Origin of the sequence: Streptomyces sp. NPDC001549 (assembly GCF_042894025.1) — a bacterium.
GTDB classification, from domain to species: domain Bacteria; phylum Actinomycetota; class Actinomycetes; order Streptomycetales; family Streptomycetaceae; genus Streptomyces; species Streptomyces kutzneri.
Window position 1 is genome coordinate 334,485 of the sequence record NZ_JBIAVJ010000005.1, and the last position, 25,902, is coordinate 360,386.

At 71.6% G+C, this 25,902-nt stretch carries 23 protein-coding genes and 1 pseudogene; 14 read left to right on the top strand and 10 right to left on the bottom strand.

From position 1 onward, the window contains the following. Nucleotides 1-168 precede the first annotated feature (168 nt). The gene (locus ACFY04_RS11660; protein ID WP_389116030.1) at nucleotides 169-687 is read right to left on the bottom strand and encodes a DUF4245 domain-containing protein; all 519 of its coding nucleotides are present in this window, start codon (nucleotides 685-687) and stop codon (nucleotides 169-171) included. Nucleotides 688-953: 266 nt separating this feature from the next. Between ACFY04_RS11660 and glpX the strand changes: the two genes are divergently transcribed. Continuing rightward, on the top strand, nucleotides 954-1,985 hold the full coding sequence (gene glpX, locus ACFY04_RS11665) for a class II fructose-bisphosphatase (protein ID WP_030011229.1): 1,032 nt from the start codon (nucleotides 954-956) through the stop codon (nucleotides 1,983-1,985). 162 nt (nucleotides 1,986-2,147) lie between these two features. On the opposite strand, the gene ACFY04_RS11670 is transcribed toward glpX, so the two are convergent. Then, the gene (locus ACFY04_RS11670; RefSeq protein ID WP_389115862.1) at nucleotides 2,148-2,546 is read right to left on the bottom strand and encodes a WhiB family transcriptional regulator; all 399 of its coding nucleotides are present in this window, start codon (nucleotides 2,544-2,546) and stop codon (nucleotides 2,148-2,150) included. A gap of 357 nt (nucleotides 2,547-2,903) precedes the next feature. Then, nucleotides 2,904-3,584, bottom strand: a complete 681-nt coding sequence (locus ACFY04_RS11675; protein ID WP_389115865.1) for a DUF1707 domain-containing protein — start codon at nucleotides 3,582-3,584, stop codon at nucleotides 2,904-2,906. A gap of 150 nt (nucleotides 3,585-3,734) precedes the next feature. On the opposite strand from ACFY04_RS11675, the gene ACFY04_RS11680 reads away from it, so the two are divergent. After that, complete coding sequence (locus ACFY04_RS11680; protein WP_389115866.1) at nucleotides 3,735-5,402, top strand: fumarate hydratase; 1,668 nt, start codon at nucleotides 3,735-3,737, stop codon at nucleotides 5,400-5,402. Between the two features lie 184 nt (nucleotides 5,403-5,586). Further along, nucleotides 5,587-6,201: a hypothetical protein gene (locus ACFY04_RS11685; RefSeq protein ID WP_389115868.1), complete on the top strand. Its 615-nt coding sequence runs from the start codon at nucleotides 5,587-5,589 to the stop codon at nucleotides 6,199-6,201. Between the two features lie 24 nt (nucleotides 6,202-6,225). On the opposite strand, the gene ACFY04_RS11690 is transcribed toward ACFY04_RS11685, so the two are convergent. Next, complete coding sequence (locus ACFY04_RS11690; protein ID WP_389115870.1) at nucleotides 6,226-6,612, bottom strand: hypothetical protein; 387 nt, start codon at nucleotides 6,610-6,612, stop codon at nucleotides 6,226-6,228. A gap of 23 nt (nucleotides 6,613-6,635) precedes the next feature. Between ACFY04_RS11690 and ACFY04_RS11695 the strand changes: the two genes are divergently transcribed. Further along, nucleotides 6,636-7,409 carry a glycerophosphodiester phosphodiesterase family protein gene (locus ACFY04_RS11695; RefSeq protein WP_314253667.1) on the top strand — a complete coding sequence of 258 codons (774 nt, stop codon included), beginning with the start codon at nucleotides 6,636-6,638 and terminating at the stop codon, nucleotides 7,407-7,409. 24 nt (nucleotides 7,410-7,433) lie between these two features. On the opposite strand, the gene ACFY04_RS11700 is transcribed toward ACFY04_RS11695, so the two are convergent. Continuing rightward, the gene (locus ACFY04_RS11700) at nucleotides 7,434-7,925 is read right to left on the bottom strand and encodes a hypothetical protein (protein WP_389115873.1); all 492 of its coding nucleotides are present in this window, start codon (nucleotides 7,923-7,925) and stop codon (nucleotides 7,434-7,436) included. Between the two features lie 198 nt (nucleotides 7,926-8,123). After that, complete coding sequence (locus ACFY04_RS11705) at nucleotides 8,124-9,653, bottom strand: ricin-type beta-trefoil lectin domain protein (RefSeq protein ID WP_389115874.1); 1,530 nt, start codon at nucleotides 9,651-9,653, stop codon at nucleotides 8,124-8,126. Nucleotides 9,654-9,762: 109 nt separating this feature from the next. Between ACFY04_RS11705 and ACFY04_RS11710 the strand changes: the two genes are divergently transcribed. From ACFY04_RS11710 to ACFY04_RS11720, 3 genes and pseudogenes are all read left to right on the top strand, one after another. Beyond that, a complete protein-coding gene (locus tag ACFY04_RS11710; RefSeq protein ID WP_389115877.1) occupies nucleotides 9,763-11,166 on the top strand; it encodes a class II fumarate hydratase in 1,404 nt (467 codons plus the stop codon). Between the two features lie 112 nt (nucleotides 11,167-11,278). Continuing rightward, nucleotides 11,279-11,998 (top strand): DUF402 domain-containing protein, encoded by a 720-nt coding sequence (locus ACFY04_RS11715; protein WP_389115880.1) that lies wholly within the window; start codon nucleotides 11,279-11,281, stop codon nucleotides 11,996-11,998. A 750-nt stretch (nucleotides 11,999-12,748) separates the two neighbouring features. After that, nucleotides 12,749-14,598: pseudogene (locus ACFY04_RS11720) on the top strand (SpoIIE family protein phosphatase). An 87-nt stretch (nucleotides 14,599-14,685) separates the two neighbouring features. Here ACFY04_RS11720 and ACFY04_RS11725 read toward each other — a convergent pair. Next, nucleotides 14,686-16,956, bottom strand: coding sequence for a transglycosylase domain-containing protein (locus ACFY04_RS11725; protein WP_389115882.1), 2,271 nt, complete (start codon nucleotides 16,954-16,956; stop codon nucleotides 14,686-14,688). A gap of 232 nt (nucleotides 16,957-17,188) precedes the next feature. Between ACFY04_RS11725 and ACFY04_RS11730 the strand changes: the two genes are divergently transcribed. The 5 genes from ACFY04_RS11730 (at nucleotide 17,189) to ACFY04_RS11750 (ending at nucleotide 22,076) form a co-directional block, all read left to right on the top strand. Then, the gene (locus ACFY04_RS11730) at nucleotides 17,189-18,097 is read left to right on the top strand and encodes an SPFH domain-containing protein (RefSeq protein ID WP_389115884.1); all 909 of its coding nucleotides are present in this window, start codon (nucleotides 17,189-17,191) and stop codon (nucleotides 18,095-18,097) included. After that, nucleotides 18,043-18,327, top strand: a complete 285-nt coding sequence (locus tag ACFY04_RS11735; RefSeq protein ID WP_382551162.1) for a hypothetical protein — start codon at nucleotides 18,043-18,045, stop codon at nucleotides 18,325-18,327. Before ACFY04_RS11730 ends, ACFY04_RS11735 begins: the two co-directional genes overlap by 55 nt. Before the next feature lie 175 nt (nucleotides 18,328-18,502). Then, the gene (locus ACFY04_RS11740) at nucleotides 18,503-19,027 is read left to right on the top strand and encodes a PadR family transcriptional regulator (RefSeq protein ID WP_389115887.1); all 525 of its coding nucleotides are present in this window, start codon (nucleotides 18,503-18,505) and stop codon (nucleotides 19,025-19,027) included. Next, nucleotides 19,024-19,710 carry an ABC transporter ATP-binding protein gene (locus ACFY04_RS11745; protein WP_389115890.1) on the top strand — a complete coding sequence of 229 codons (687 nt, stop codon included), beginning with the start codon at nucleotides 19,024-19,026 and terminating at the stop codon, nucleotides 19,708-19,710. The genes ACFY04_RS11740 and ACFY04_RS11745 overlap by 4 nt, the downstream gene beginning before the upstream one ends. Continuing rightward, nucleotides 19,707-22,076 carry an FtsX-like permease family protein gene (locus ACFY04_RS11750; protein ID WP_389115892.1) on the top strand — a complete coding sequence of 790 codons (2,370 nt, stop codon included), beginning with the start codon at nucleotides 19,707-19,709 and terminating at the stop codon, nucleotides 22,074-22,076. The genes ACFY04_RS11745 and ACFY04_RS11750 overlap by 4 nt, the downstream gene beginning before the upstream one ends. Before the next feature lie 68 nt (nucleotides 22,077-22,144). Here the strand turns inward: ACFY04_RS11750 and ACFY04_RS11755 are convergent, their stop codons facing one another. Continuing rightward, on the bottom strand, nucleotides 22,145-23,092 hold the full coding sequence (locus ACFY04_RS11755) for a hydrogen peroxide-inducible genes activator (RefSeq protein WP_389115895.1): 948 nt from the start codon (nucleotides 23,090-23,092) through the stop codon (nucleotides 22,145-22,147). A 135-nt stretch (nucleotides 23,093-23,227) separates the two neighbouring features. Between ACFY04_RS11755 and ACFY04_RS11760 the strand changes: the two genes are divergently transcribed. Continuing rightward, nucleotides 23,228-23,782, top strand: a complete 555-nt coding sequence (locus ACFY04_RS11760) for a peroxiredoxin (protein ID WP_389115896.1) — start codon at nucleotides 23,228-23,230, stop codon at nucleotides 23,780-23,782. A 3-nt stretch (nucleotides 23,783-23,785) separates the two neighbouring features. Next, entirely contained in the window at nucleotides 23,786-24,322 is a 537-nt protein-coding gene (locus ACFY04_RS11765) for an alkyl hydroperoxide reductase (protein WP_202199938.1), read from the top strand. A 61-nt stretch (nucleotides 24,323-24,383) separates the two neighbouring features. On the opposite strand, the gene ACFY04_RS11770 is transcribed toward ACFY04_RS11765, so the two are convergent. After that, nucleotides 24,384-25,112: a hypothetical protein gene (locus ACFY04_RS11770; RefSeq protein ID WP_389115899.1), complete on the bottom strand. Its 729-nt coding sequence runs from the start codon at nucleotides 25,110-25,112 to the stop codon at nucleotides 24,384-24,386. A 7-nt stretch (nucleotides 25,113-25,119) separates the two neighbouring features. Further along, entirely contained in the window at nucleotides 25,120-25,824 is a 705-nt protein-coding gene (locus ACFY04_RS11775; RefSeq protein WP_389115901.1) for a hypothetical protein, read from the bottom strand. Nucleotides 25,825-25,902: the final 78 nt, after the last annotated feature.

Genomic DNA, 25,902 nt, shown 5'->3' on the forward strand with positions numbered 1-25,902 from the left:
ACCCCCCGCGCCGCGGCCCCCCCCCCCCCCCCCCCCCCCCCCCCCCCCCCCCCCCCCCCCCCCCCCCCCCCGCCCGGCGCCCCCCCCCCCCCCCCCCCCCCCCCCCCCCGCCCCTTCTCGCGTACGCGTTCCGCGCAGGTGCGCGAGGCCCTGCGCGCCCTGCAAGGGCTACTTGCCCTGCTTGAACTCCAGTGCCGCCGCCAGCGCACCGAGCTGCTCGAAGGAGGCCGTGCCGGTCACCACCGTGACGTGGCCCTGCTCCTGCCGGACGAGGGCGTCGTACTTCTCGCCGTCCCAGCGCTCCCAGGTCAGGTCGCCGACCTGCTGCGTCTGCCCGGTGGCCGTCGCGTGCTGGGTGACCTTGGCGAGGTACTTCGCCGAGGTGTCCGTGGACTGCTCCACCGCCGCGTACTGCTGATCCGGGTCGAGGAAGCCCAGGTGCCAGGCGTTGGCGTTCTTGCGCTCGTACGTCACCGAGGTCGCCCGCCACTGCTCCTGGAGCCCCACGGGGGCCGCCACCGGATACGGGGCCGCGCGCCGGGCCGTCAGGGTTTCCACCCGGTAGTCGACCGTGCGCGTCGGATCGGCCTTCTCGTCATGCGGGACGAAGAGGTAGATCCCGGCGACGACGATGCCGATCACCCCCAGCGACCGGACCATGTCCCAGACCGTCTGCTTGCCTTTCATACCTGCCACGGGACCCATCGTCCCGCATCACGGGGCGGCGATCACCGCCGGGGTCGCGGTGCGGCGCGCGTCGGCGGACCCTGGAGAGTCCCGGAGAGTCCCGGGGCTCCCGGAAAGACCTGGAGGACCGCAAGACGTCCGCTCAGGACAATCGGCTGACCGATACGCCGCTCATACGTGACCCGCCCTGCTCAATATGTCGATGTACCGATAGAGTTCCAGCACCCTCACTTCCCGGCCGTCGCCGTACAGAAAGGTGCGCTCCGATGACCGAGCACAACCTGCCGCCCCAGCTCGAAGTCTCTCCGGAGGCCCCCGACCGCAACCTCGCACTCGAACTCGTACGGGTCACCGAGGCCGCCGCCATGGCCGCGGGCCGGTGGGTCGGACGCGGTGACAAGATCGGCGCGGACGGTGCCGCGGTCAACGCGATGCGCACCCTCATCTCCACCGTCTCGATGAACGGCGTCGTCGTCATCGGCGAGGGGGAGAAGGACGAGGCCCCCATGCTCTTCAACGGCGAGCGGGTCGGCGACGGCACGGGCGCCGAGGTCGACATCGCCGTCGACCCGATCGACGGCACCACCCTGAACGCCAAGGGCATGCCGAACGCCATCGCCGTCCTGGCGGCCGCCGACCGCGGCACCATGTTCGACCCGTCCGCGGTGTTCTACATGGAGAAGCTGGTCACCGGTCCCGAGGCCGCCGACTTCGTCGACATCAACGCACCCGTCTCGGTGAACATCCGCCGGGTCGCCAAGGCCAAGAACATGGCCGTCGAGGACGTCACCGTGGTCATCCTGGACCGCCCCCGCCACGAGGGCATCGTCAAGGAGATCCGCGAGACCGGCGCCCGGATCAAGTTCATCTCCGACGGCGACGTCGCGGGCTCGGTCATGGCCGTGCGCGAGGGCACCGGCGTCGACCTGCTCCTCGGCATCGGCGGCACCCCCGAGGGCATCATCTCGGCGTGCGCCATAAAGTGCCTCGGCGGCACCATCCAGGGCAAGCTCTGGCCGAAGGACGAGGCCGAGCGCCAGCGCGCGCTCGACGCCGGTCACGACCTCGACCGCGTCCTGACCACGAACGACCTGGTGTCCGGCGAGAACGTCTTCTTCGTCGCCACCGGCATCACCGACGGCGAGCTGCTGCGCGGTGTCCACTACCGCTCGGAGACCGCGACGACGTCCTCGCTGGTCATGCGCTCGAAGTCGGGCACGATCCGGCGGATCGACTCCACGCACCGCCTGTCGAAGCTGCGTGCGTACAGCGCGATCGACTTCGACCGCGCGCACTAGTCACCGGCGTGAGGAAGCGAGAGGGGCGGTCACCGCGTGCGGCGGGACCGCCCCTCTCGCACATCCACGTCCGGCTCCGGCGTCCGGCTCCGCAGTCCGGCATCCGGCGCCCCGGCGGTCGGCCACGGGTGACCCGCGGGCGACCCGCGACCGGCGACCGGCTCAGCCCGCCGCGGCGATCGGCCCGGCCCCCGGGGCCTGGCGCAGCTCGGCGGCCCTGCGCCGCATCCGCGCCAGCACCACCCGGCGCTCGGCCGCGGTGAGCCCGCCCCACACCCCGTACGGCTCGGGCTGGAGCAGTGCGTGCTCGCGGCAGGCGACCATCACCGGGCAGCGGGCGCAGACGCGCTTGGCGGCCTCCTCGCGGGAGAGCCGGGACGCGGTCGGCTCCTTGGACGGCGCGAAGAAGAGCCCCGCCTCGTCTCGGCGGCACACCGCCTCCGCATGCCATGGGCCGTCCTCCGCCCTCGCCGGCACCCGCGGCTTCGGCACGGCCGCCGCGCGCCCCGGAAAACTCTGGACGGCGGCTACCTGCAAGGACTGATGCGGCGGATGCGGCACGGTCTACTCCTGACGACGTATACGTGAGCGAGAGACGACGCACCTGTCCCTACCCGCTGTACGCGCCCCTATGCACCGTGCGCCATGGGCCGCGGGGGGTTCGTCCGAAACGAGACCCCGCCTGGCGGGCCGTCACGCCGCGGGTGCGGCCCATCGGGGATCCCGCCCGGGGAAGGCCGGCGGGTGCGCCGCGGCGCAGTCGGGTACCCCGCGACGGCCTCGCGCAGGGTCGCGTACGCCCGGTCGGGCAGTTCCCGCTTGGTTGTCGTCAGGGGGTGCCCTGGTGGACCGTCGGCCGGATTTCGCCGGACCCGAGGCGCGCCGGGCCGTGCGGGCTCAGGGCTCACGGCTCAGGGCTCAGCCGTCCAGGCGCTTGCGCAGCTTGCGGGCCAGGTCCACCAGGCGGGCGCCGGGCTTGGGCCGCGCCTCGATGTTGCCCAGCAGGGCGAAGCCCCGCACGATCACGACCGGTGCCTGCGGGTCGCTCTCGCCCCGGCCTTCGCCGCGCACCTCGAAGTTGCCGAGGACCCCGCTGCCGTAGCCGCGCAGGGTGACGTTCTCCGGGACCAGGACCTCGACGTTGCCGAGGACACAGGTCACGTTGATCTCGGTGACCTGCTGTTCGAAGACCGCCTCGGTGAGGTCGATGTTGATGTCGCCCATGACCGAGATCGCGCGGGTGTGCGCGCCCGGCCGCCAGCGGCCCTTGCGGGCCGAGCTGCTGCACACGGCCACTATGGTCTCGGCGGGGCCGCCCGGGGCGGTGGAGGGGCCCGCGAAGGCGGGCGCGGCATGGACGCCACCGGGCGCGGGCAGATCCCGTACGAGCACTTCCAGCTCGCCGACGGTCTTGACCGCGTAGAGCGTGTCCAGGCGGTCGGAATGCTCCTCGGCCGTCAGCCGGCCTTCGGCGAGGGCGTCGCCGAGGATCTGCGCGATCCGGTCCCGGTCCGCGTCGGAGGCGCGCAGCCCGGCGGGGGCGGCCGTCTCGGGAGCGGGTGCGGGGGCGGGGGCGGCGGGGTGCTTTTCCAGGTCCACGACGCCCAGCATAGCCAGACACGATAGATCGCGATACTGCCGAGTGAGCCTTACCTCACAGACACGCCCCCGGGGAGAGGTCCTACGCTGGTTAACCGCGCTGCCAATTGGTCGCCAGCGCCGTCTGCCGAGTGAGGAATGACTGCCGTCATGCCAGAGTTTGCGTACACCGACCTGCTGCCCCTGGGCGAGGACACCACCCCGTACCGGCTGGTGACCGCCGAGGGCGTGTCCACCTTCGAGGCGGACGGCCGTACGTTCCTCAAGGTGGAGCCGGAGGCGCTGCGCAAGCTCGCCGAAGAGGCCATCCACGACATCCAGCACTTCCTGCGCCCCGCGCACCTCGCGCAGCTGCGCCGCATCATCGACGACCCCGAGGCCTCCTCGAACGACAAGTTCGTCGCCCTCGACCTCCTCAAGAACGCGAACATCGCGGCGGCTGGCGTCCTGCCGATGTGCCAGGACACGGGCACGGCAATCGTCATGGGCAAGCGCGGCCAGAACGTACTGACCGAGGGCGGTGACGAGGCGGCCCTCTCCCGCGGCATCTACGACGCGTACACCCGCCTCAACCTGCGCTACTCGCAGATGGCGCCGCTCACCATGTGGGAGGAGAAGAACACCGGCTCGAACCTGCCCGCGCAGATCGAGCTGTACGCGACCGACGGCGGCGCGTACAAGTTCCTCTTCATGGCCAAGGGCGGCGGCTCGGCCAACAAGTCCTTCCTCTACCAGGAGACCAAGGCGGTCCTCAACGAGGCCTCCATGATGAAGTTCCTGGAGGAGAAGATCCGCTCGCTCGGTACGGCGGCCTGCCCGCCCTACCACCTGGCGATCGTGGTCGGCGGCACCTCCGCCGAGCACGCGCTGAAGACCGCCAAGTACGCCTCGGCGCACTACCTGGACGAGCTGCCCCGCGAGGGCTCCCCGCTGGGCCACGGCTTCCGCGACGAGGCCCTGGAGCAGCAGGTCTTCGAGCTGACCCAGAAGATCGGCATCGGCGCGCAGTTCGGCGGCAAGTACTTCTGCCACGACGTGCGCGTCGTGCGCCTCCCCCGGCACGGCGCGTCCCTGCCGGTCGCCATCGCCGTGTCCTGCTCGGCGGACCGCCAGGCCACCGCGAAGATCACCGCCGAGGGCGTCTTCCTGGAGCAGCTGGAGACGGACCCGGCGCGCTTCCTGCCGGACACCACGGACGAGCACCTGAACGACTCGGCGGACGTCGTCAAGATCGACCTGAACCAGCCGATGGACGACATCCTGGCGACCCTGACCAGGCACCCGGTGAAGACCCGCCTCTCCCTCACCGGCCCGCTGGTCGTGGCGCGCGACATCGCGCACGCCAAGATCAAGGAGCTGCTGGACTCCGGCGCGGAGATGCCGCAGTACCTGAAGGACCACCCGGTCTACTACGCGGGTCCCGCGAAGACCCCCGAGGGCTACGCGTCGGGCTCCTTCGGCCCGACCACGGCCGGCCGCATGGACTCCTACGTCGAGCAGTTCCAGGCGGCGGGCGGTTCCAAGGTCATGCTGGCCAAGGGCAACCGCTCCCAGCAGGTGACGGACGCGTGCGGTGCCCACGGCGGCTTCTACCTGGGCTCGATCGGCGGCCCGGCGGCGCGCCTGGCCCAGGACTGCATCAAGAAGGTCGAGGTCCTGGAGTACGAGGAGCTCGGCATGGAGGCGGTCTGGAAGATCGAGGTCGAGGACTTCCCGGCCTTCATCGTGGTCGACGACAAGGGCAACGACTTCTTCCAGAACCCGGCCCCGGAGCCGACGTTCACCCACATCCCGGTCCGCGGTCCGGGTCTGGCGTAGCCGGCACTTACGCCAAGAGCCCCTGGCGCCCCGCGCCGGGGGCTCTTGCCCCGCCTGAGGTCCTCTCCCCCGTTCGGGGGAGAGGCCCTCAGGCATATCCGCCCATCGGCAGATGGCAGGCCGGCGGGCTCCCGGCGAGGCTTTTCCCGTAGCCGAACGGCCTCACTTTCAACGGGAGTTCACGATGAAGAACCGCAAGCGCGCACTCATCCTGGCCGGAACCGCCGCCGCCCTGGTGGCGACGCTGATCGGCGCGGCTCCGGCCCCCGCGGCCCCGGCCGCGCCGAAGCTCGCCTCGGTGCACGGCGGCGGGACGGTGTCCTACCCCTACGTCCCGAAGGAGCACGACATCCGCTTCACCGTCGACGCCGACGCCGCCCCGTGGAGCAGGCCCTTCCCGGCCCCGGGCGGGGAACAGGGCATGCCGGTCGACGCGCGCGGCAAGGTGACCGTCTACCACGCCATGCCCGACGCGAACTTCACCGGCGTCGCCGAGGCGGAGGTGGACTGCATGGTCACCGGCGGCAAAACGGCCACGATCACCGCGGTGGTCACGTCCTCGAACGTCGGCTGGGAGGGCAAGCGGATCGGGATCAGCGTCCAGGACGGGGAACGCGGCGGGCCCGACCGGGTGGGCTTCTCGTGGGGCATCGCCAACGCCGACGTGAAGGCCGACGGATCGGTGTCCGAGCCCCGTGTGGGCACGTGCATGGCCCCGGCCCCCTTCACCGAGGTCACCAAGGGCGGGTTCAAGGTCACCCCGGCGCCCCTGGCCCCGCGGCCGAAGCCGTCGTCGTAGTCGTAGTCGTAGTCGTAGTCGTCGTCACGGCGTCGGATCCGACAGGTACCGGGCCTCAACGGGGGTGGCCCGGTGCCCCGACTTCCGCGCGGCCGTCACCTCGGCGATCGTCAGCCCGTACACCCGGCGCAGCACGGCGACCGGCACCCCGTCAAGGCCGCCGGCCGGCAGGTGGACCGCGCCCTCCCGGGCCACGATGCGCTCCCGGATCCACGGCGGCGGTACGCCCCGGCCGCGGTCGCGCCACTGGACGGCGTACCGCGGGCAGACGTAGGACGACGCCCAGCACAGCTGCCCGTCCTCGATGGACTGACGGTCGTCATCGACGCACTCCCCGCACGGCTCGCAGTGCAGGACGACGTACATCTCCTGTTCCGGCTTCCGGGCAGCATGCGGCAGCGGGCCGGTCACCGCATCCGGATAACGTCTGTGCCATGAACCGGCAGTCCATGCTCCCCGCCACCGCCCGCACCGTTCGGGTGGTCGCCCACCGCGGGGCCTCCGAAGAGCACCCCGAGCACACCCTCGCCGCCTACCGGCAGGCCATCGCCGACGGGGCCGACGCGCTCGAATGCGACGTACGCCTCACCGCCGACCACAAGCTGGTGTGTGTGCACGACCGGCGGGTGGAGCGGACCTCGGACGGGCGCGGGGTGGTCTCCGAGATGACCTACGAGCAGCTGTCCGCGCTCGACTTCGGGGCGTGGAAGGGGTCCGGGCACGCCGGGGCCCGGGTGCTGCTCTTCGAGGACCTGCTCCGGGAGGCGCTGGCCGCGCCCCGGCCGGTCGGGCTCGCCGTCGAGACCAAGCACCCGACCCGGGCCGGCGGCCGGCTGGAGGCCGAGCTGGTGCGGATGCTCCGGGAGTACGGGCTGGCCGACGGCGCGGCCGGGCTGGTCGAGGTGATGAGCTTCTCGCGCAGCGCCCTGACCCGGCTGCACCGCCTCGTGCCCGGCCTGCCCGCCGTCTACCTGATGGAGCGGCGGCTGCGCCCGGTGCGCCCGCCGTACGCGACCCACGCGGGCCCGGGCATCGACCTCGTACGCCGGGACCCGGGGCTGGTGGCCCGGCTGAAGGCGAAGGGGCTGTCGGTGCGGGTGTGGACGGTGGACGAGCCGCAGGACGTGGAGCTGTGCCTGCGGCTCGGCGTGGACACGATCATCACCAACCGGCCCAGGCAGGTACGGGAGCAGCTGGAGAGCCGCTGAGGCGCGGCCCGGCGGCGGGACCGGTCAGGCCCGCCGCCCCGCGGTGCGCGGGGACCTCGACGAGGAGCCGGCGCGCACGGCGCCAACGCCGCAGGCGGCGACGCCGCAGGCGGCGACGCCGGCCAGCGCGATCACGAGCAGGGGATTGGTCCAGCCCGGGACGAGCTCGACGCTGGTGCCGTCGGGGAACGCGCACACCTTCGACTGGGGGAAGTACCGTGAGGTGATCTTTATGTCGCCGTCGGGCGTCCGGTGGGACTGGGGGCCGAACTGTTCGGCGCGTTCCGCGAGGCAGGGCCGCGTGGGGCGGGAGTCGAAGCCGCTGAGGCCGCCCAGGGCGAAGGCGAGGACGGCGACGCACAGGCAGGCGGCGGCCCATTCCACCCAGGGGCCGACGGCGCCGCGGCTCATGCCCGGCCTTCGGGTCGCCGGCAGGTGCACCACCTTGGCGAGGAGGAAGGCCCCGGCCGGGAGGGCCAGGAGGAGAGCTGCGGCTGCTACGAGGATCGGACTCACCCTTACGTGGAAACGAGGCATCAGGTCGGCGCCCGCCGGAGGGCGGGGGGCCACGGTCACCCTGCCACAACACCCCCTCTGAGCAGCGGACATGCGTTCGCCGAACACGAGAACGCTCCGCAGGGCACCCGGCCCGGCATGGAAACACCCGGCCGGGGTGCGCCGGCCGGGCGTGGGGGGTCTGCGGGTGCGGGGCGGTTACACGAAGCGCTGGCTGGCGGACCCGTTGCAGGTCTGCAGGCGCAGCGGCTCGTGGGCGGCGGCCACCGTCAGGCACATGCCCGGGGCGGCGGCGGGGCGGAAGGTGGCGCCGTCGCGAACGAACTGCTGGTTCGCGCCGCCGTGGCAGTTCCAGATGATCAGGCCGGTGCCGGAGCCGTAGTTGGCGCCGGGGGCGTCGAGGCAGCGGTCCTGGGTCAGTTCGATGTGGACGGACCTGCGGACGCTGTCGTACCACCAGCCCTGGTTGCGGCCGCCGTGGCAGTCCCATCCGACGATCTTGGTTTCATCGGCGCTGGAGCCGCCGAAGGAGTCGAGACAGTTGCCGGTCGCCTCGTTCTTGACGGCCTTGAACTTGTCGTCCCAGGCCCCGGCCTGCAGGACGGGCGTCCCGGTGCTCGCGGGATCGGCGCAGGAGGCCTCGCGCAGGCCCGAGTTGTAGAGCTGGGTCAGACACGACGCGAAGGCGCCGTGGCCGCGGTAGTTGGGGTGGAAGGACTGACGGGCGGTGTTCTCGTCCCACGGGAAGTGGTCCCCGAGGTCCAGGTAGAGGCCGCGCGCCCAGGTGTCCTCCATACAGACCTCGTGGCCGTGGAAGAGCCGCGAGTTGTCCAGGTACACCGCGCCGGAGGCGAGGGCCGCCGCGCGCATGCCCTTCTCGAAGGCGGGCACCGCGTAGTTGCGGCCCCAGGCGGCGTCGGAGTCGTAGCCGGCACAGCCGCCGGGCAGCTTGCCGGGGAAGTTCGGGTTGTCGTAGAAGTCGGGCCCGATGGGGCTGGGGTAGCCCATCACGACGAGCCTGTAGTCGGAGTCGGCGTAGCCGGCGTCGCGCATGACGGTCCTGAGGTCCCCGACCGTGGCCTCCACCTTGGGCTTCAGGCCGTCGACGCGCGCCTGCCAGCCGGGCCCGTACTTGGGCTCGCAGGTACCCTGGCTGAGCACCCAGCGGGTCACGCAGTCCGTCATGACCGGGCCGAACTGGAGGTCGTCGTTGGCCCCGGCGACCAGCAGGACCATCTTGATCTTCGTGTTGCGCGCCTTGACGGCCAGGTTGTCGCTCTGCACCAGCTCGTCGGCGTACTGCCTGCTGCCGCCGATCCTGATGTTGCCGGTGTAGCCGCCGGAGCAGGCGACGTTGAAGGTCAGGTCGGCCGGTATGCCGGTGCGGTGGACGGCCGCGTCCGGCGAACGGTGGCACTGGTTGTCCGGCGTGTTGGTCGCGGGGTCGTAGTTGCCGACGCCCTCGCCCGAAATCTCGCTGTCGCCCAGCGAGATCAGGCCGGTTTTGCGCTCGTTCAGCGGACGTACGGCCGGGTCGCCGTAGATCTTGGTGGCCTCCGCCGCCCGGATGGCCTCAAGCTCGGGCGACAGCGGCACGGCGACGGCCCCGGAGGCGGGCGCCGCCTGGGCCATGGGGGTGATGGCGGTGACACCCCCCAGGGCGGCCGCGATCGCCGCGGCGGCGGCGAAGGTAGATCTGAGCATGGGTCCCGTACGGGCACGTGCCATGGAACGCCTCCCCGGAAGTGGGTGTTACCCCCGGTATTTACTGGCCGGTAGGGGAGTTGGGAACACTTCGAACAAGACAATTGCTCAACTTTTTGAGGAGGCCACAGACATGACGGATGACCAGCAGGCCGACGCGTTCCGGATCGAGCACGACTCCATGGGCGACGTACGGGTGCCCCGGCACGCCAAATGGCGTGCCCAGACCCAGCGCGCGGTCGAGAACTTCCCCATCTCCGGGCAGCGGTTGGAGCGCGCCCACATCGAGGCACTCGCCCGGATCAAGGCGGCCGCGGCCGTGGTGAACGCGAAGCTCGGCGTGGTGGACCAGGACGTCGCCGACGCGATCCGCTCCGCCGCCGCCGAGGTCGCGGACGGCCGCTGGGACGAACACTTCCCCGTGGACGTCTTCCAGACCGGCTCCGGAACCTCGTCCAACATGAACACCAACGAGGTGATCGCCACCCTCGCCACCGAGCGCCTGGGCCGCGAGGTCCACCCCAACGACCACGTCAACGCCTCGCAGAGCTCCAACGACGTGTTCCCCTCGTCCATCCACATCGCCGCCACCGCCGCCGTCACCGGCGAGCTGATCCCGGCCCTGGAACACCTGGCGGCCGCGCTGGAGCGCAAGGCCGCCGAGTTCGCGCAGGTCGTCAAGGCCGGGCGGACCCACCTGATGGACGCCACCCCGGTCACGCTCGGCCAGGAGTTCGGCGGGTACGCCGTCCAGATCCGCTACGGCGTCGAGCGGCTGCGGGCGGCCCTGCCGCGGCTGGCCGAACTGCCGCTGGGCGGCACCGCGGTGGGCACCGGCATCAACACCCCGCCCGGGTTCTCCGCAGCGGTGATCGCCGAGGTCGCCGCCACGACCGGGCTGCCGCTGACCGAGGCCCGCGACCACTTCGAGGCGCAGGGGGCCCGGGACGCCCTCGTGGAAACCTCCGGAATGCTCCGCACGATCGCCGTCTCCCTCACCAAGATCTCCAACGACCTTCGCTGGATGGCTTCCGGACCGCGCACCGGTTTGGCCGAAATCAATCTCCCGGATCTCCAGCCGGGCTCCTCGATCATGCCCGGGAAGGTCAATCCGGTGGTCCCGGAGGCCGTCCTGATGGTCGCCGCACAGGTCATGGGGAACGACGCGGCCGTCGCCGTGTCGGGCGCGGCCGGCAATTTCGAGCTCAATGTGATGCTCCCGGTGATGGCCAGGAACCTCCTCGAATCGATCCGGCTGCTCGGCAGCGTGAGCCGCCTGCTGGCCGACCGCACGATCGACGGGATCACCGCCAACGAGGCCCGGGCCAGGGAATACGCCGAGTCCTCGCCCTCCGTGGTCACCCCGCTCAACCGCTACATCGGCTACGAGGAGGCGGCCAAGGTCGCCAAGAGGTCCCTCGCCGAGCGCAAGACGATCAGGGAGGTGGTCCTGGAGTCCGGTTACGTGGAGCGCGGCGCCCTCACCCTGGAGCAGCTCGACGAGGCCCTCGACGTGCTGCGCATGACGCACCCCTGACCCGTCCGGCCGCACCCGCGGGCGGGGGCCGGATCCGGTCGATTCTCATCGCCGAACCCCCCGGTGACCTGCGCCGCAGCGGGCGCGGGGACCCCCGCCCTAAGATCTGCGCATGACAGGTACTTTCAAGCCCGGGAACTCCGCGGCGCGGAGCGCGCCGCGGAGCCCCGCGCAGGGCCCGCGCTGGGCACCCGGGGAGCAGATCCTCTGGCGCTACCGCGATCACGCCCCGGGGCTGAAGGGCCCGGTCCACATCTGCCGCCCGGTGACCGTGGTCCAGGACACGGACGAGCTGCTGGCGGTGTGGATGGCCCCCGGCACCGAGTGCGTCAAGCCGGTCCTCGCCGACGGCACCTCCGTCCACCAGGAACCGCTCGCCACCCGCTACACGGCGCCGCGGACGACCGTACGGTCGCGCTGGTTCGGCGGTGGTGTCCTGAAACTGGCCCGGCCGGGGGACTCCTGGTCGGTGTGGTTGTTCTGGGGCCCCGGCTGGCAGTTCGAGAACTGGTACGTGAACCTGGAGGAGCCGCGCTCGCGCTGGGCCGGCGGGGTGGATTCCGTGGACCACTTCCTGGACATCGCCGTCTACCCGGACCGCAGTTGGAAGTGGCTGGACGAGGACGAGTTCGCGCAGGCGCAGCGGTGCGGCCTGATGGACCGTGAGCAGGCCGACCGGGTAAGGGAGGCAGGCCGCGCGGCGGTCGAGGTGATCAGCGAATGGGGAGCCCCGTTCTCCGGCGGCTGGGAGGACTGGCGGCCGGATCCGGCCTGGAGGATTCCGGCCCTTCCGGAGGACTGGGACCGAACCCCGGCGCATATGACGTCATGAGACCCTTGATGCGCCCCCAGGGTTCAAACGTAGGATCGTCCTCCACGAGATCACGCGCGCGGGACGGTGCGGTGGATGCACCGTTGTGCAAGTGTCGCTCCGCGCACAGGATCTGACCGGAGGTCGGACGCACGACGAGAGGCGACGAGGGGGCGGGGGTCCGTCAGGGGCACCTCCCGGCCGGAGGTTGGGAGAGAAGTTTGGGGCAGGAACCTCGGGGTGATGGTGCCCGGGCCGCTGAGCGGGTATACCGCGACTGACCGAGTTGAGTGCAGCGCACATCGAGCGCAAACGGACGGAAATCCACGCGTGACGGAGTACCCCACCTCCCAGGAGGGCCCGCAGCCCGTCGCCTCCGGCGGAGGTACGGACGAGGCCGGCCACGGCAAGGCGCCCATCGCCGCCACCGAGGCCGTACGCACGCATGCCGCGAGCGCCGGTACCGGCCCGGCGGCGGAGCCGGACGGTGCGGCTGCCGCGGCGGCCTCCGACGCGCGCGCGGCCCGCTCGGCGGCGGGCGCGGGCGGTTCCGCCGGGCTCCCCCGGCCCCGCCGCAACGCGGCCGCCCCCGGCGAGGTACCGGCCGCGGCCGAACCCGGCCAGGGCGCGGCCCGTCCCCGGCCCGGTGCGAGCGCCTTCGACGCGTCGATCGGCGCGACCGGGCACGACGGTCCCGCCGAGGCCCCACGCCCGCGCGGCGGGAGTGACGACATGACCGATGACGACGACGGCCTCGCGGCCGGCCCGCTCATGAGCGGTGACGGCGGAGCCGGACGCCACGGGGGTGGCGGGGCCGCCGTACCCGCCGGAGAGGTGACCGCCGCACGCCGCGAGGGGGACCGGCTGCGCTTCGTCGGCGCCGCCACCCGGCGGATCGCCCGCGGCATCGACCTCGACGAGATCGTGCTGGGTCTGTGCCGGGCCACTGTGCCGACCTTCTCGGACGCCATCCTCGTCTACCTGCGCGACCCGCTCCCGGTCGGCGACGAGCGGCCCGTCGGCCCGGTCGTTTTAAGGCTCCGGCGCACCGACCGGCTCCGGCCGATCGACGACCTGACCGACATCAGCAGCACCATCGGCGCGGGGATGGACCTCGCCGGGGCCGCGGGGGCCACCGGCGAGCTCGACTTCAGCCAGTTGCCGCTGGTCGGCCCGCAGGGTGACCTGCCCGCGGCCGAGCTGTGCGAGATCCGGCCCGGCGGCGCGCTCGCCGAGGTGCTGCGCGGCGTACGGCCCGTCTTCGGGTCCTCCGCCGCCGCCCGGGCCGCACTGCCGGAGCTGCTCGGCGTGGACCACCCGCTGCCGCGCGGCAACCGGGCCGTCCTCGCGCCCCTGCGCGGCCGCCGCCGGGTGATCGGCGCCGCCGTCTTCCTGCGCAGCCCCGAGCGTCCCGCCTTCGAGCAGAACGACCTCCTGGTCGCCGCCCAGCTGGCCACCCACACCGCGCTCGGCATCGACAAGGCGGTGCTGTACGGCCGCGAGGCCTACATCGCCGACGAGTTGCAGCGCACCATGCTGCCCGACAGCCTCCCGCAGCCCACCGGGGTGCGGCTCGCCTCGCGTTATCTGCCCGCCGCCGAGACGGCCCGGGTCGGCGGCGACTGGTACGACGCCATACCGCTGCCCGGCAGCCGCGTCGCGCTCGTCGTCGGCGACGTCATGGGCCACTCCATGACCTCCGCCGCGATCATGGGCCAGCTGCGCACCACCGCACAGACCCTGGCACAGCTGGACCTGCCGCCCGCCGAGGTCCTGCACCACCTGGACGAGCAGGCGCAGCGCCTCGGCTCCGACCGCATGGCCACCTGCCTGTACGCCGTCTACGATCCCGTCGCGCACCGGATCACCATCGCCAACGCGGGCCATCCGCCGCCGGTGCTGCTGCACCTGGGCGGCCGCGCCGAGGTGCTCCGCGTACCCCCGGGCGCCCCCATCGGCGTCGGCGGCGTGGACTTCGAGGCCGTGGAGCTGGACGCGCCCGCCGGGGCACCCTGCTGCTCTACACCGACGGACTGGTGGAATCGCGCCTGCGGGACGTGTGGACCGGCATCGAGCAGCTCCGCGAGCGCCTCGCCACCACCGCCCAGCTGACCGGCCTGGACCACCCGCCGCCGCTGGAGGCGCTCTGCGACGACGTCCTGGACATGCTCGGCCCGGGTGACCGGGACGACGACATCGCGCTGCTCGCGGCCCGGTTCGACGGGATCGCGCCCAGCGACGTCGCGTACTGGTTCCTGGACCCGGAGGAGACCGCCCCGGGCCGGGCCCGCCGGTTCGCCCGCCGCGCCCTGACCCGGTGGGGCCTGGAGGAGCTGAGCGACTCGCTGGAGCTGCTGGTCAGCGAGGTGGTCACCAATGCCGTCCGGTACGCGGAGCGGCCCGTGACCCTGCGCCTGCTGCGTACGGACGTACTGCGCTGCGAGGTCGGCGACGACTCGCCGCAGCTGCCGCGCCAGCGCCGGGCGCGGGACACCGACGAGGGCGGCCGCGGCCTGTTCCTGGTCAACCGGATGGCCCGCCGCTGGGGTGCGACGCGGCTCAGCAGCGGAAAGGTCGTCTGGTTCGAGCTGTCGCTGCCGGGGACGCCCGAGCGGCGCTGATCGCGGGACGGCGAGAAGAAGGCGAAGACCGCCGCCCCGCAGCCTTGGAAGGCTGCGGGGCGGCGGTCTGTCGTGGGCCGGCAGGGCCTAGCGCTCGGGCACCAGCGGCGGGTCCGGCGGCTTGGGACCGTTGGTCTTGGTCGCCGTGGGCGTCGGGGTCGGCGTCGTCGGGGTCGGCGACGTCGTGGTCGTCTTGGTCGCCGTGGGCGTCGGGGTCGGCGTCGGGGACGCCGGCGGGCTGCTGCTGGCCGCCGGGGCGCTGGAGGACGGCGACGCCGACGGTGTCGGCGAGGCGCTGCGGGACGGCGTCTGGACGGCGCCCATCTCCGCCTCGCTCAGCTGGAACTTGCCCGCGTTGCCCTTGAGGACGGCGACCGTGTACGCCTTCCAGATCGAGGCCGGAAAGCTGGAGCCGCCCAGTCGTCCGAGGCCGGCCGTACCGGTCAGGGTGACCTGCTTGGCGGTGGCGGGCTCCTCACCGAAGATCGCGACGACGGTGACCAGCTCCGGGGTGAACCCGGAGAACCAGCCGGAGACGTTGTTCTCGGTGGTACCGGTCTTGCCGGCGGCCTCGTAGGAGCTGCTGCGGACCTTGTTGCCGGAGCCGCCCTCGTCGTTGACTACGCCCGTGAGCACCTTGGTGACGGTGTCGGCGGTCTTGCGGCTGATGGCCTGGGAACCGACGGGCTGGGCGGGCGCGACCTCGCGGTCCTTGTGCTCGGCCTTCTTGATGATGGTCGGCGTGACCTTCTTGCCGTGGTTGTCGAAGGTGGCGTAGACGCCCGCCATCTCGACGGTGTTGGCGCTCATGGTGCCGAGCGACATGGCCGGCTTGTCCTCGGGCCAGCCCTCACGGTCCTTCATGCCGAGGGCCAGGGCCGTCTTCTTCACGTTGCGCGGCTCGACGTCCACGATCATCTGCGCGTAGACGGAGTTGACCGAGAAGTTGGTCGCCTCCTGGACCGTCATCATCGGGGTGCCGAAGTTGCGGTCTTCCTGGTTCTGCGGGGCGAACGGGATGTCGCTGCCGACGACCGCGCGCTTGCTGGTGCCGTCGTAGAGCGCGTTCGGCGTGATCGGCTTGCCGTCCTGGGTCTTCGCCCCGTTCTCCAGCGCGGAGGCGAGCACGACCGGCTTGAAGGTCGAGCCCGGCTGGTAGTCCTTGCGCAGGGCGTTGCTCGACCAGTGGTCCTTCAGGCTCGTACCGCCGTACATCGCGACGATCGCGCCGGTCTTCGGGTCCACGGAGGTGGCACCGGCCTGCACGCTCTGGTCCTGGGGCTTGCCCTTGGTGTCCTTGCGGTCGAGCTTGGACTCCAGCTCGTCCTGGACGGCCTTCTCCAGCGCTTCCTGCTTCTTCGGGTCGATGTTCAGCGTGAACGTCCAGCCGCCGGCGTCGATCAGCTTCCTCTCGACGCCCTGGGCGTTGAGCTCGGCCTCGGCGGCCTGGACCAAGTAGCCCTTCTGGCCGTCCATGCCCATCGGAGGCTGCGGCGGGATCGGCTCCGCGAACTTCAGCGTCTTGCGCTTGGCCTCGTCCAGCTTGCCGTTCTCGACCATGTTCACGAAGGTGGCCTCGTAGCGGATCATGATCCGCTTCTTGGTGTCATCGCTGGCGGTCGACCAGTCGTACTGGCTGGGCGCCTGGACGAGGGTGGCGAGGTACGCGCCCTGTTCCAGCGTCAGCTGACCGACGTCGACGCCGTAGTAGGCCTGGGCGGCCGCCTGGATGCCGTACGCGCCGCGCCCGAAGTAGCTGGTGTTCAGGTAGCCCGCGAGGATCTCGGGCTTCTTCATGCGCTGGTCGACCTTGAGGGAGATCACCAGCTCCTTAAGCTTGCGGCTCGCCGTCTGATCCTGCGTCAAGTAGTAGTTCTTGACGTACTGCTGGGTGATCGTGGAGCCACCGGCCTTGCCGCGCCCGGTGGCCGTGTTCCACAGACCGCGGGCCAGACCCTTGAAGTCCACACCCTGGTCGTTGCGGAAGGACTTGTTCTCGATCGCAATGAACGCCTCCTGCACGTCCATCGGGATCTTGTCGATCGCCAGGATCTCGCGGTTGACCTTGCCCTTGCTGGCCATGATCGTGCCGTCTGAGTACTTGTAGACGTTGCTCTGCTGGAGCGCCTGATTGTTGGGGTCCGGCTCTTCCACGTAGAAGTAGAGGGCGACCAGCGCGCCCATGCCGAGCAGGGCCAGCCCGAAGAACGTGCCCAGGATCTTCTTCCAGGTGAAGAAGCGGCGTATGCCGGTGCGTTTGCCGGTACTTCCGCTTCCCTCGGTGCCCTGCGCGCGTCCGCTCGGCGCACGCCGCGCACCGCGCTGCTGCTGCGCCTTACGCACTTCTGCTCGGCCCATCGCTCCCGCTCCGCTCGATTACCCCCCCGACGTCAGCTCAGAAAGCTAACACCGCAGGCTGTGTCAAAAGTTGGCCAACCATGACTAATTTCGGTCATTTCGGACGTGAGAATCAGCACCCGCGTCATTGGAACCGACGCCCACCTAAGCCGAAGGGTTGCCGTAGCGCAAAAAAGTGATATCACTTTGCTAGGCGGCCCGACCGGCCGTGAGCTGAGAAACGGGGCAAACCATGACGAACGAAAACGCAACCCCTGACGGAGTACGGGAGTTCACCGCGCGCAGCGTCGGCGGCGGACTGGCACTGCTGCTCGGTCTGCTGGGTCTGCTGGCGGGTGCGGGCCTGATCGTGGCCGGCTCGATATCCGCGGCCGTCGCGGCCAAGGCGGCCCTGATAGCGCTCGGCGTACTCCTCGGCCTCGTCTCCACGTTCGCGATGTGCGGGCTGAACACGGTGGCGCCGGGCGAGGCCCGGGTCGTCCAGCTGTTCGGCCGTTACAAGGGCACCGTCCGCGCCGACGGGCTGCGCTGGGTCAACCCGCTGACCTCCCGCGAGCGGATCTCCACCCGGGTGCGCAACCACGAGACGGCCGTCCTGAAGGTCAACGACGCCTACGGCAACCCGATCGAGCTGGCGGCGGTCGTGGTGTGGCGGGTCGAGGACACGGCCCGGGCCACCTTCGAGGTCGAGGACTTCACGGAGTTCGTCGAGACCCAGACCGAGGCGGCGGTCCGGCACATCGCCATCGAGTACCCCTACGACGCGCACGACGAGGGCGGCCTGTCGCTGCGCGGCAACGCCGAGGAGATCACCGAGAAGCTGGCGGTCGAACTGCGCGAGCGCGTCGACGCGGCCGGGGTGCACATCATCGAGTCCCGCTTCACGCACCTCGCGTACGCTCCGGAGATCGCCTCCGCGATGCTCCAGCGCCAGCAGGCGGGCGCGGTCGTGGCGGCCCGCAAGCAGATCGTGGAGGGCGCGGTGGGCATGGTGGAACTGGCACTGACCCGGCTGGCGGAGCAGGACATCGTGGACCTGGACCCGGAGCGCAAGGCGGCCATGGTCTCGAACCTGATGGTCGTCCTGTGCGGCGACCGCGCCGCCCAGCCGGTGGTCAACACGGGAACCCTCTACCAGTGACCCCCGGCGGCGAGGAGAAGCCGGCGGGCCGGCAGGCGCGCAAGCAGGTGCTGCTGCGGCTCGACCCGCAGGTGTACGACGCGCTGGCCCGCTGGGCGGGCGAGGAACTGCGCAGCGCCAACGCGCAGATCGAGTTCCTGCTCCGCCGGGCCCTCGCCGAGGCCGGACGCCTCCCCTCGGCGCCCGGCCCCATCCCGCGCCGGGGACGCCCCCCGAAGCCCTCGGAATGACCCGCACGCCCGGTGGGGCCGGTTCTCCGGCCCCACCGGGCGTGCGGCGTTCCGGGGCCCGGCGCCGACCGGGCGCCGATCCCCCTGATCCCCCCGATCCCCCGCGAACGGCCCTCATCCGGCCCTCGCCCGCCTTCTATACACTCCGCGTATACACACGGTGTAGAGTCGTGCCATGTCCATCGGTCACACCCTCCTGGGCCTCCTCGAGGCCGGCCCGCGCCACGGCTACGACCTCAAGCGCACCTTCGACGAGAAGTTCGGCCACGACCGCCCCCTCGCGTACGGGCAGGTCTACTCGACCATGTCCCGCCTCCTGAAGAACGGCCTCGTCGAGGTCGACGGGATAGAGAGCGGCGGCGGTCCCGACCGCAAGCGGTACGCCATCACCGACGCCGGCATCACCGACGTCGGGGCCTGGCTCGCGCAGCCCGAGAAGCCCGAGCCGTACCTCCACTCGACCCTCTACACCAAGGTCGTCCTCGCCCTGCTCACCGGCCGCCGCGCCGACGAGCTGCTGGACACCCAGCGCGCCGAGCACCTGCGCCTCATGCGCATCCTCACCCAGCGCAAGCGCAAGGGGGACATCGCCGACCAGCTCGTGTGCGACCACGCCCTCTTCCACCTGGAGGCGGATCTGCGGTGGCTGGAGCTCACCGCGGCCCGCCTCGACCAGCTCGCCCGGGAGGTACGCCGATGACCCCGGCCGGCTCGCTGCTCGCGGCCACGGACCTGCGCAAGGCGTACGGGACCACCAACGCCCTCGACGGCGCCGAGTTCTCCATCCACGCCGGCGAGGTCGTCGCCGTCATGGGCCCCTCCGGCTCGGGCAAGTCGACCCTGCTGCACTGCCTCGCGGGCATCGTCCCGCCCGACTCCGGCTCCGTCACCTACGCCGGCCGCGAGCTCACCTCCATGAGCGACGCCGAGCGCAGCGAGCTGCGCCGCACCGAGTTCGGCTTCGTCTTCCAGTTCGGCCAGCTCGTACCGGAGCTGACCTGTGTGGAGAACGTCGCCCTCCCGCTGCGCCTGACCGGCGTCAAGCGCAAGGAGGCCGAACGCACCGCCCTGCGCTGGATGGAACAGCTCCAGGTGGAGGACCTCGGAGCCAAGCGGCCCGGCGAGATATCCGGCGGCCAGGGGCAGCGCGTGGCCGTCGCCCGCGCCCTCGTCACCGGCCCCCGGGTGATCTTCGCCGACGAGCCCACCGGAGCCCTCGACTCCCTCAACGGCGAACTCGTCATGCAACTGCTCACCGAGGCCGCCCGGTCCGCGAACGCGGCCGTCGTGCTGGTGACGCACGAGACGCGCGTGGCCGCCTACTCCGACCGCGAGATCGTCGTACGCGACGGCAAATCCCGCGACATGGAGCGGATCGTATGAGCCGGCTCCAGGTCTGGACCCGCGACCTCGGCATGGGCGCCCGCTTCGCCTTCGGCGGCGGCCGCGAAGGGTGGATCCGCACCCTGCTCACCGGCGTCGGCGTCGGTCTCGGCGTCGCCCTGCTGCTGATCAGCACCGCCATCCCCGGCGCCCTCGCCCAGCGGTACGAGCGCGGCGACGCACGGTCGACGTTGAACTCCGAGCGGGCCGACGACCCCGGGCCCGAAACCCTGCTGATCGCCCGCATCGGCCAGACGTACCACCACAAGGACATCGACGGGCACATGGTCCGGGCCGAGGGCCCGGACGCCCCGCTGCCGCCCGGTCTGAAGCGGATCCCCGGCCCGGGCGAGATCGCCCTCTCCCCCGCCCTCGACGCGTTGCTGAAGTCCTCCGACGGCGCCCTGCTGCGCGAGCGGCTCGACGCGCGCGTCAGTGAGATCGTCGGCGCCCCGGGGCTGGTCGGCCCCGGCGAACTGCTCTTCTACCTGGGCAGCGACACCCTCCGGAAGAACGGCCCCGAGGACTACCGCGTCCAGCGCGTCACCGGCTTCGGCCACGACACGGACCGCGAGGGCCTCGACCCCGTGCTCATGCTGATGGTGGTCCTGACGTTCGTCGCCCTGCTGATGCCGGTCGCCGTGTTCATCGCCACCGCCGTCCGCTTCGGCGGGGAGCGGCGCGACCGGCGGCTCGCCGCCCTGCGGCTGGTCGGCGCCGACGGCAGGATGGTGCGCCGGATCGCGGCCGGCGAGGCGCTGGCCGGCTCTCTGGTCGGACTGGTGCTGGGCACCGGCTTCTTCGCCGTCGGCCGCTCCCTGGTCGGCAGCGTCAGCCTCCAGCAGCGCAGCGTCTTCCCCGCCGACCTCGACCCTGCGCCCTGGCTCGCCGTCCTGGTCGCCCTCGCGGTGCCCGCGGCGGCGGTGGCCGTGACCCTGTTCGCGCTGCGCGGTGTGGTCATCGAGCCGCTGGGCGTCGTCCGTACGGCCAAGCCCTCCCGGCGCCGCATCTGGTGGCGGCTGCTGCTCCCGCTGGTCGGGGTCGGCCTGCTCGTGCCCATGGGCGGCCGCGGCAACGACCACGGCCGGTTCAACCAGTGGCAGGTCTCCGGAGGCGTGGTGCTGCTGCTGGTCGGGATCACCGTGCTGCTGCCCTGGCTGCTCGAACGGTTCGTCGCGAAGGTGTCCGGCGGCCCGGTCTCCTGGCAGCTGGCCGTGCGCCGGCTCCAGGTCAACAGCGGCGCCGCCGCCCGCCTCGTCAACGGCATCGCCGTGGCCGTAGCGGGCGCCATCGCCCTCCAGATGCTCTTCGCGGGCGTCGAGGGCGACTACACCAAGCCGACCGGCCAGGATCCCGCCAGGGCCGCCGTCGCGGTCATGGTGAACCGCGATACGCAGACGCGCATCGACGACCTCGCGCAGCGGATCTCCGCCGTGCAGGACGTCACCCACGCCGTTCCGCTGACCTCCGCGCAGGCCGCCCACCAGGTACCCGCGGCGGAGGGGACGGTCGAGCTGACCATCGGCACCTGCGACGCGCTCGGTGAGGTCGCGACGCTCGACTCCTGCAAGGACGGCGACGCCTTCGTGCTGACCGGCTCCCCCGCACCGGTCTCGCAGGACTCACCGGGCATCTACGGGGACACGGCGAAGCCCGGTGACGAGCTGTTCGTCGGCAACGTCAGGGGGGCCGCGTCCGGGACGGCCGACAGGCCCGGTCCGGTGAAGTGGAAGGTCCCGGCGGCCGCCCGCACGGTCCCCAGCCGGCCGGACCCCACCGGGGAGCTGCGCAGCGGCCTGCTGGTCACCCCGTCGGCCGCGCCGAAGGAGATCGGCGACTTCCCGGACGCGCGGATCTACGTCCAGGTCGACGAGTCCCGTCCGGACGCCCTGGACCGGGCGCGCAACGCCGTCTTCAAGGCGGACCCGTTCGTCACGGCGATGAGACTGCGGGACACCAAGGAGGCCGCCGGCTACTCCTCGATCCGCACGGGGCTGTTCTTCGGCGCCACCGCCGTACTGGTCCTGATCGGCGTAAGCCTGCTCGTCTCCCAGCTGGAGCAGTTGCGCGAGCGCCGGCGGCTGCTGTCCTCCCTGGTCGCCTTCGGCACCAGGCGCTCCACGCTGAGCCTGTCGGTGCTGTGGCAGACGGCCGTGCCGATCGCGCTCGGCCTGGTGCTGGCGGCCGGGGTCGGCGTGGGGCTGGGCGCCGTCCTGATGGGCATGGCTGCCCAGCCGGTCCGGATCGACTGGGCGTCGGTGCTCGGGATGACGGCGGCCGGCGCGGGTGTGGTGGTCGTGGTGACCCTGCTCAGCCTGCCGCCGCTGCTGCGGCTGATGCGCCCGGACGGCCTGCGCACGGAGTGACCTTCACGCTGTGACCCCCGGACCCCGTACGCCCGCTCCCTGATCCGCCCTGACCGGCAGGACACCCCCTAGTCGGTGGGCCAGACCGGGAGCGGGCGTACGGCTTCGCGCAGGGCCGCGGCGATCGCCCTGAACTCCTCCTGCCGGGCGGTCCCGGAGCGCATGGCCAGGGCGATCCGCCGGGAGGGGGCGGGCTCGGCGAAGTACCCGGTGGACAGGTACTCGTTGCGGGCGGTCTCCAGGCGCAGCGCGGTGCGCGGCAACAGCGTCACCCCCAGTCCCCCGGCGACCAGTTGTACGAGGGTGGACAGCCCGGCGGCGGTCGTCGTGACGTCCGCACCGGTCGTCCGGCCCGCCTCCCGGCAGATGTCGAGGGCCTGGTCCCGCAGGCAGTGCCCCTCGTCGAGCAGCAGCAGCTGCAGTCCGCGCAGTTCCTCCAGCGGGATGTCCCGGCGCCCGGCCAGCGCGTGCTCCCGGGGTGCGAGCAGGACGAAGTCCTCGTCGAAGACCGGCAGTTCGGTCACTCCGGGAACGCCGAGCGGCACCGCCAGCAGGAGCAGGTCCAGGCGTCCGCCGCCGAGGCCCTCCAGCAGCGAGGCGGTCTGCTCCTCGTGCACCTGGAGGTCCATGCGCGGGTAGCGCCGGTGGAACAGTCCGAGCACGGTCGGCAGCAGGTACGGCGCCACCGTGGGGATCACCCCGAGCCGCAGGACCCCGGTGAAGGGTGCCCGTACCGCCTCGGCCTCCTCCAGCAGTCCGCCCATGGCGTCGAGGACCACCTGCGCCCGCGCCGCGATCCGCTCGCCCGCCGGGGAGAGCAGCACCTTGCGGGTGGTGCGCTCCAGCAGCTGCACCCCGAGGGCCTCCTCCAGGGCGGAGACGGCTCCGGAGAGCGCGGGCTGGCTCATGCCGATGGCCGCGGCGGCGTCCCGGAAGTGCAGGTGCTCGGCGACCGCCGCGAAGGCGCGCAGCTGCGCGAGCGTCGGTTGCTTCGCTCCCCTACTACTGACAGCCACTGATAGGTACCTCCGATCACCCGGCACAAGAGTAGCTATTTCTGTAATCAATGCAGGTGTGTCAGCATGTGAGATACGTCCAACCCCATCGGAAAACCCCCAAAAGGGTTATTTTCCACTGCATAAGGAGAGCGCGTGCTCACTGTTGGTGACAAGTTCCCCGCCTTCGACCTGACCGCCTGTGTCTCGCTCGAGGCCGGCAGCGAGTTCGCGCAGATCGACCACAAGACCTACGAGGGCAAGTGGAAGGTCATCTTCGCGTGGCCGCTGGACTTCACCTTCGTGTGCCCGACCGAGATCGCCGCCTTCGGCAAGCTGAACGAGGAGTTCGCCGACCGCGACGCGCAGATCCTCGGCTTCTCGCTCGACTCCGAGTACGTGCACCACGCCTGGCGCAAGGACCACGCCGACCTGCGTGACCTGCCCTTCCCGATGATGTCCGACATCAAGCGCGAGCTGTCGACCGAGCTGGGCATCCTGGGCGAGGACGGCCTCCCGATGCGCGCCGTCTTCATCGTGGACCCGAACAACGAGATCCAGTTCTCGATGGTGACCGCCGGTTCCGTGGGCCGTAACCCCAAGGAGGTCCTGCGGGTCCTCGACGCCCTGCAGACCGACGAGCTGTGCCCGTGCAACTGGAACAAGGGTGACAGCACCATCGACGCCGGCGCGCTGCTGGCCGGTGAGTGACGGATGTCCCTCGACTCCCTGAAGTCGGCCATACCGGACTTCGCCAAGGACCTGAAGCTGAACCTCGGTTCGGTCATCGGCAACAGCGACCTCCCGCAGCAGCAGCTGTGGGGCACAGTCCTGTCCTGCGCGATCGCCGCCCGCTCGGCCATCGTCCTGCGTGAGCTGGAGCCCGAGGCGAAGGCGAACCTCTCGCCGGAGGCGTACACCGCCGCCAAGTCCGCCGCCGCGGTCATGGCGATGAACAACGTCTTCTACCGCACCCGGCACCTGCTCTCCGACCCCGAGTACGGCACGCTGCGCGCGGGCCTGCGGATGAACGTCATCGGCAACCCGGGCGTGGAGAAGGTCGACTTCGAGCTGTGGTCGCTCGCGGTCTCCGCGATCAACGGCTGCGGCCAGTGCCTGGACTCGCACGAGCAGGTCCTGCGCAAGGCGGGCGTCGACCGCGAGACGATCCAGGAGGCCTTCAAGATCGCCTCCGTGATCCAGGCCGTCGCCGTCACGCTCGACGCCGAGGCCGCCCTCGCCGCCGAATAACGGCACCCCGTACGACGGCACAGGGCCCCGCGACCGGAAACGGTCGCGGGGCCCTGTGCCGTCAGCTCGTGCGCAGTGCGGCCATCAGCGCCCGCGCGTCCTCGACCGCCGCGGCCACCAGGGCATCCCGGTCGGGGGCCGGCAGGGGATCCACCCGGGGGTCGGAGCCGCCCTCGCCCCTCACGTCGAAGATCGACACGTCGATCGTGAACACCGCGCCGCCGTCACGGACCCGCAGCCGGAGGCCGGTCGTCCTGATCTCGTTCCCGGGACGGGTGACGAGGGCCTCCTCCCCGAGACCGGGCACCGACTCCCACCCGCCGCCGTCGGCCACGAACAGCCGGCTGATCGGGGTGTCGAGCGCGAACTCGGCCGCCGGATCGGTCTTCTTGTGCAGTTCGACCGTGGCCGTCGTGTCGAAGGTCCCGGTGGAGGCCGGCCTGTCGCTGTTGCGGGAGCACGCCGCCCAGTCCAGTGCCGGATGCCTGCCGCCCGTCTCCGGCGCGGTGTCCGGAAGGCCGCCCAGCAGCCCTTCCAGGGCCGGGGCCTTGAACTGGCCGCACAGGTCGTCCGTGACCCGGTAGCGGATCTCCGGCTCGGCGAGCCGGTCCCCGAGGGCGTACAGTCCGCCCGTCCACAGCGCGGAGGTGGCCACGACCGCCGCAGCGACCCACTGCCACGGCGGGCGCGGCGGGCGCGGCGCCCGTGCCTCGCGCACCTCGGTGTCCTGTACGACCTCGGCCGGTCGCGCCGACTCCCACTCCCCGTCTAACTCCGGCTCTGTGATCATCCCCGCCCTACTTCTTCAGCGCCGACATCAGCTCACGCATGTCCTCGATCATCGCCGCCTGGACCGCGTCGACGTCGGTGGCGGGCCGGCCGTTCGTCTCGGCGAGGGTGTCAGCGCCCGCTTCGACGGTGAACACCACTCCGCCGTCCAGCACCTTGAGGATCAGCCACCGATCGCCGGACATCACGTTCATCACGGCACGCTCTCCGAGGTCCGGCACCGCTGCCGTGCGCACGGCGCCCGCGTAGGCGAGGACGCGGAGATCCGGTGCGTCGAACTCGGGCGAGGGATCCGTCTTCTTGTGCAGGCCGACCTGGGCAACCACCGCGAAGTCCGAGGCCACCCCCTCCTTCCCGGCGTTCTCCAGGCCACACCGTGCCACGTACACGGCCGGTTGGTCGCTCTCGTGGTTCACCGGCTTCTTCGTGTGCATGTTTCCGGTGATCCCGCTCAGCGCCCGGGCCTTGAAGTCCTGGCAGAGGTTCTTCGACGCCCGGTACGAGATCTCCGGCTCGGCCATCCGGTCCCCGAAGGCGTACAGCCCGCCCGCCCACACCGCCGACGCGGCCACGGCGCCGCCCAGCGCCCACAGCCACGACCGCGGGCCCGGACCGCCGGCCGCCCGCTCGCGCGGAGCGGGCCGGTCCGCCGAAGGGGCCGGCTCCAAAGCCTCGGTCTTCCACCCCTCGCCGAGCTCCGGATCGGTGATCATGTCTGTCCCCCAGGGTCCGTTGGTTCCTCAGCGATGCCGTCGGCACGCGAAGCAAGTCGATCATCGCAGCCTCGATCG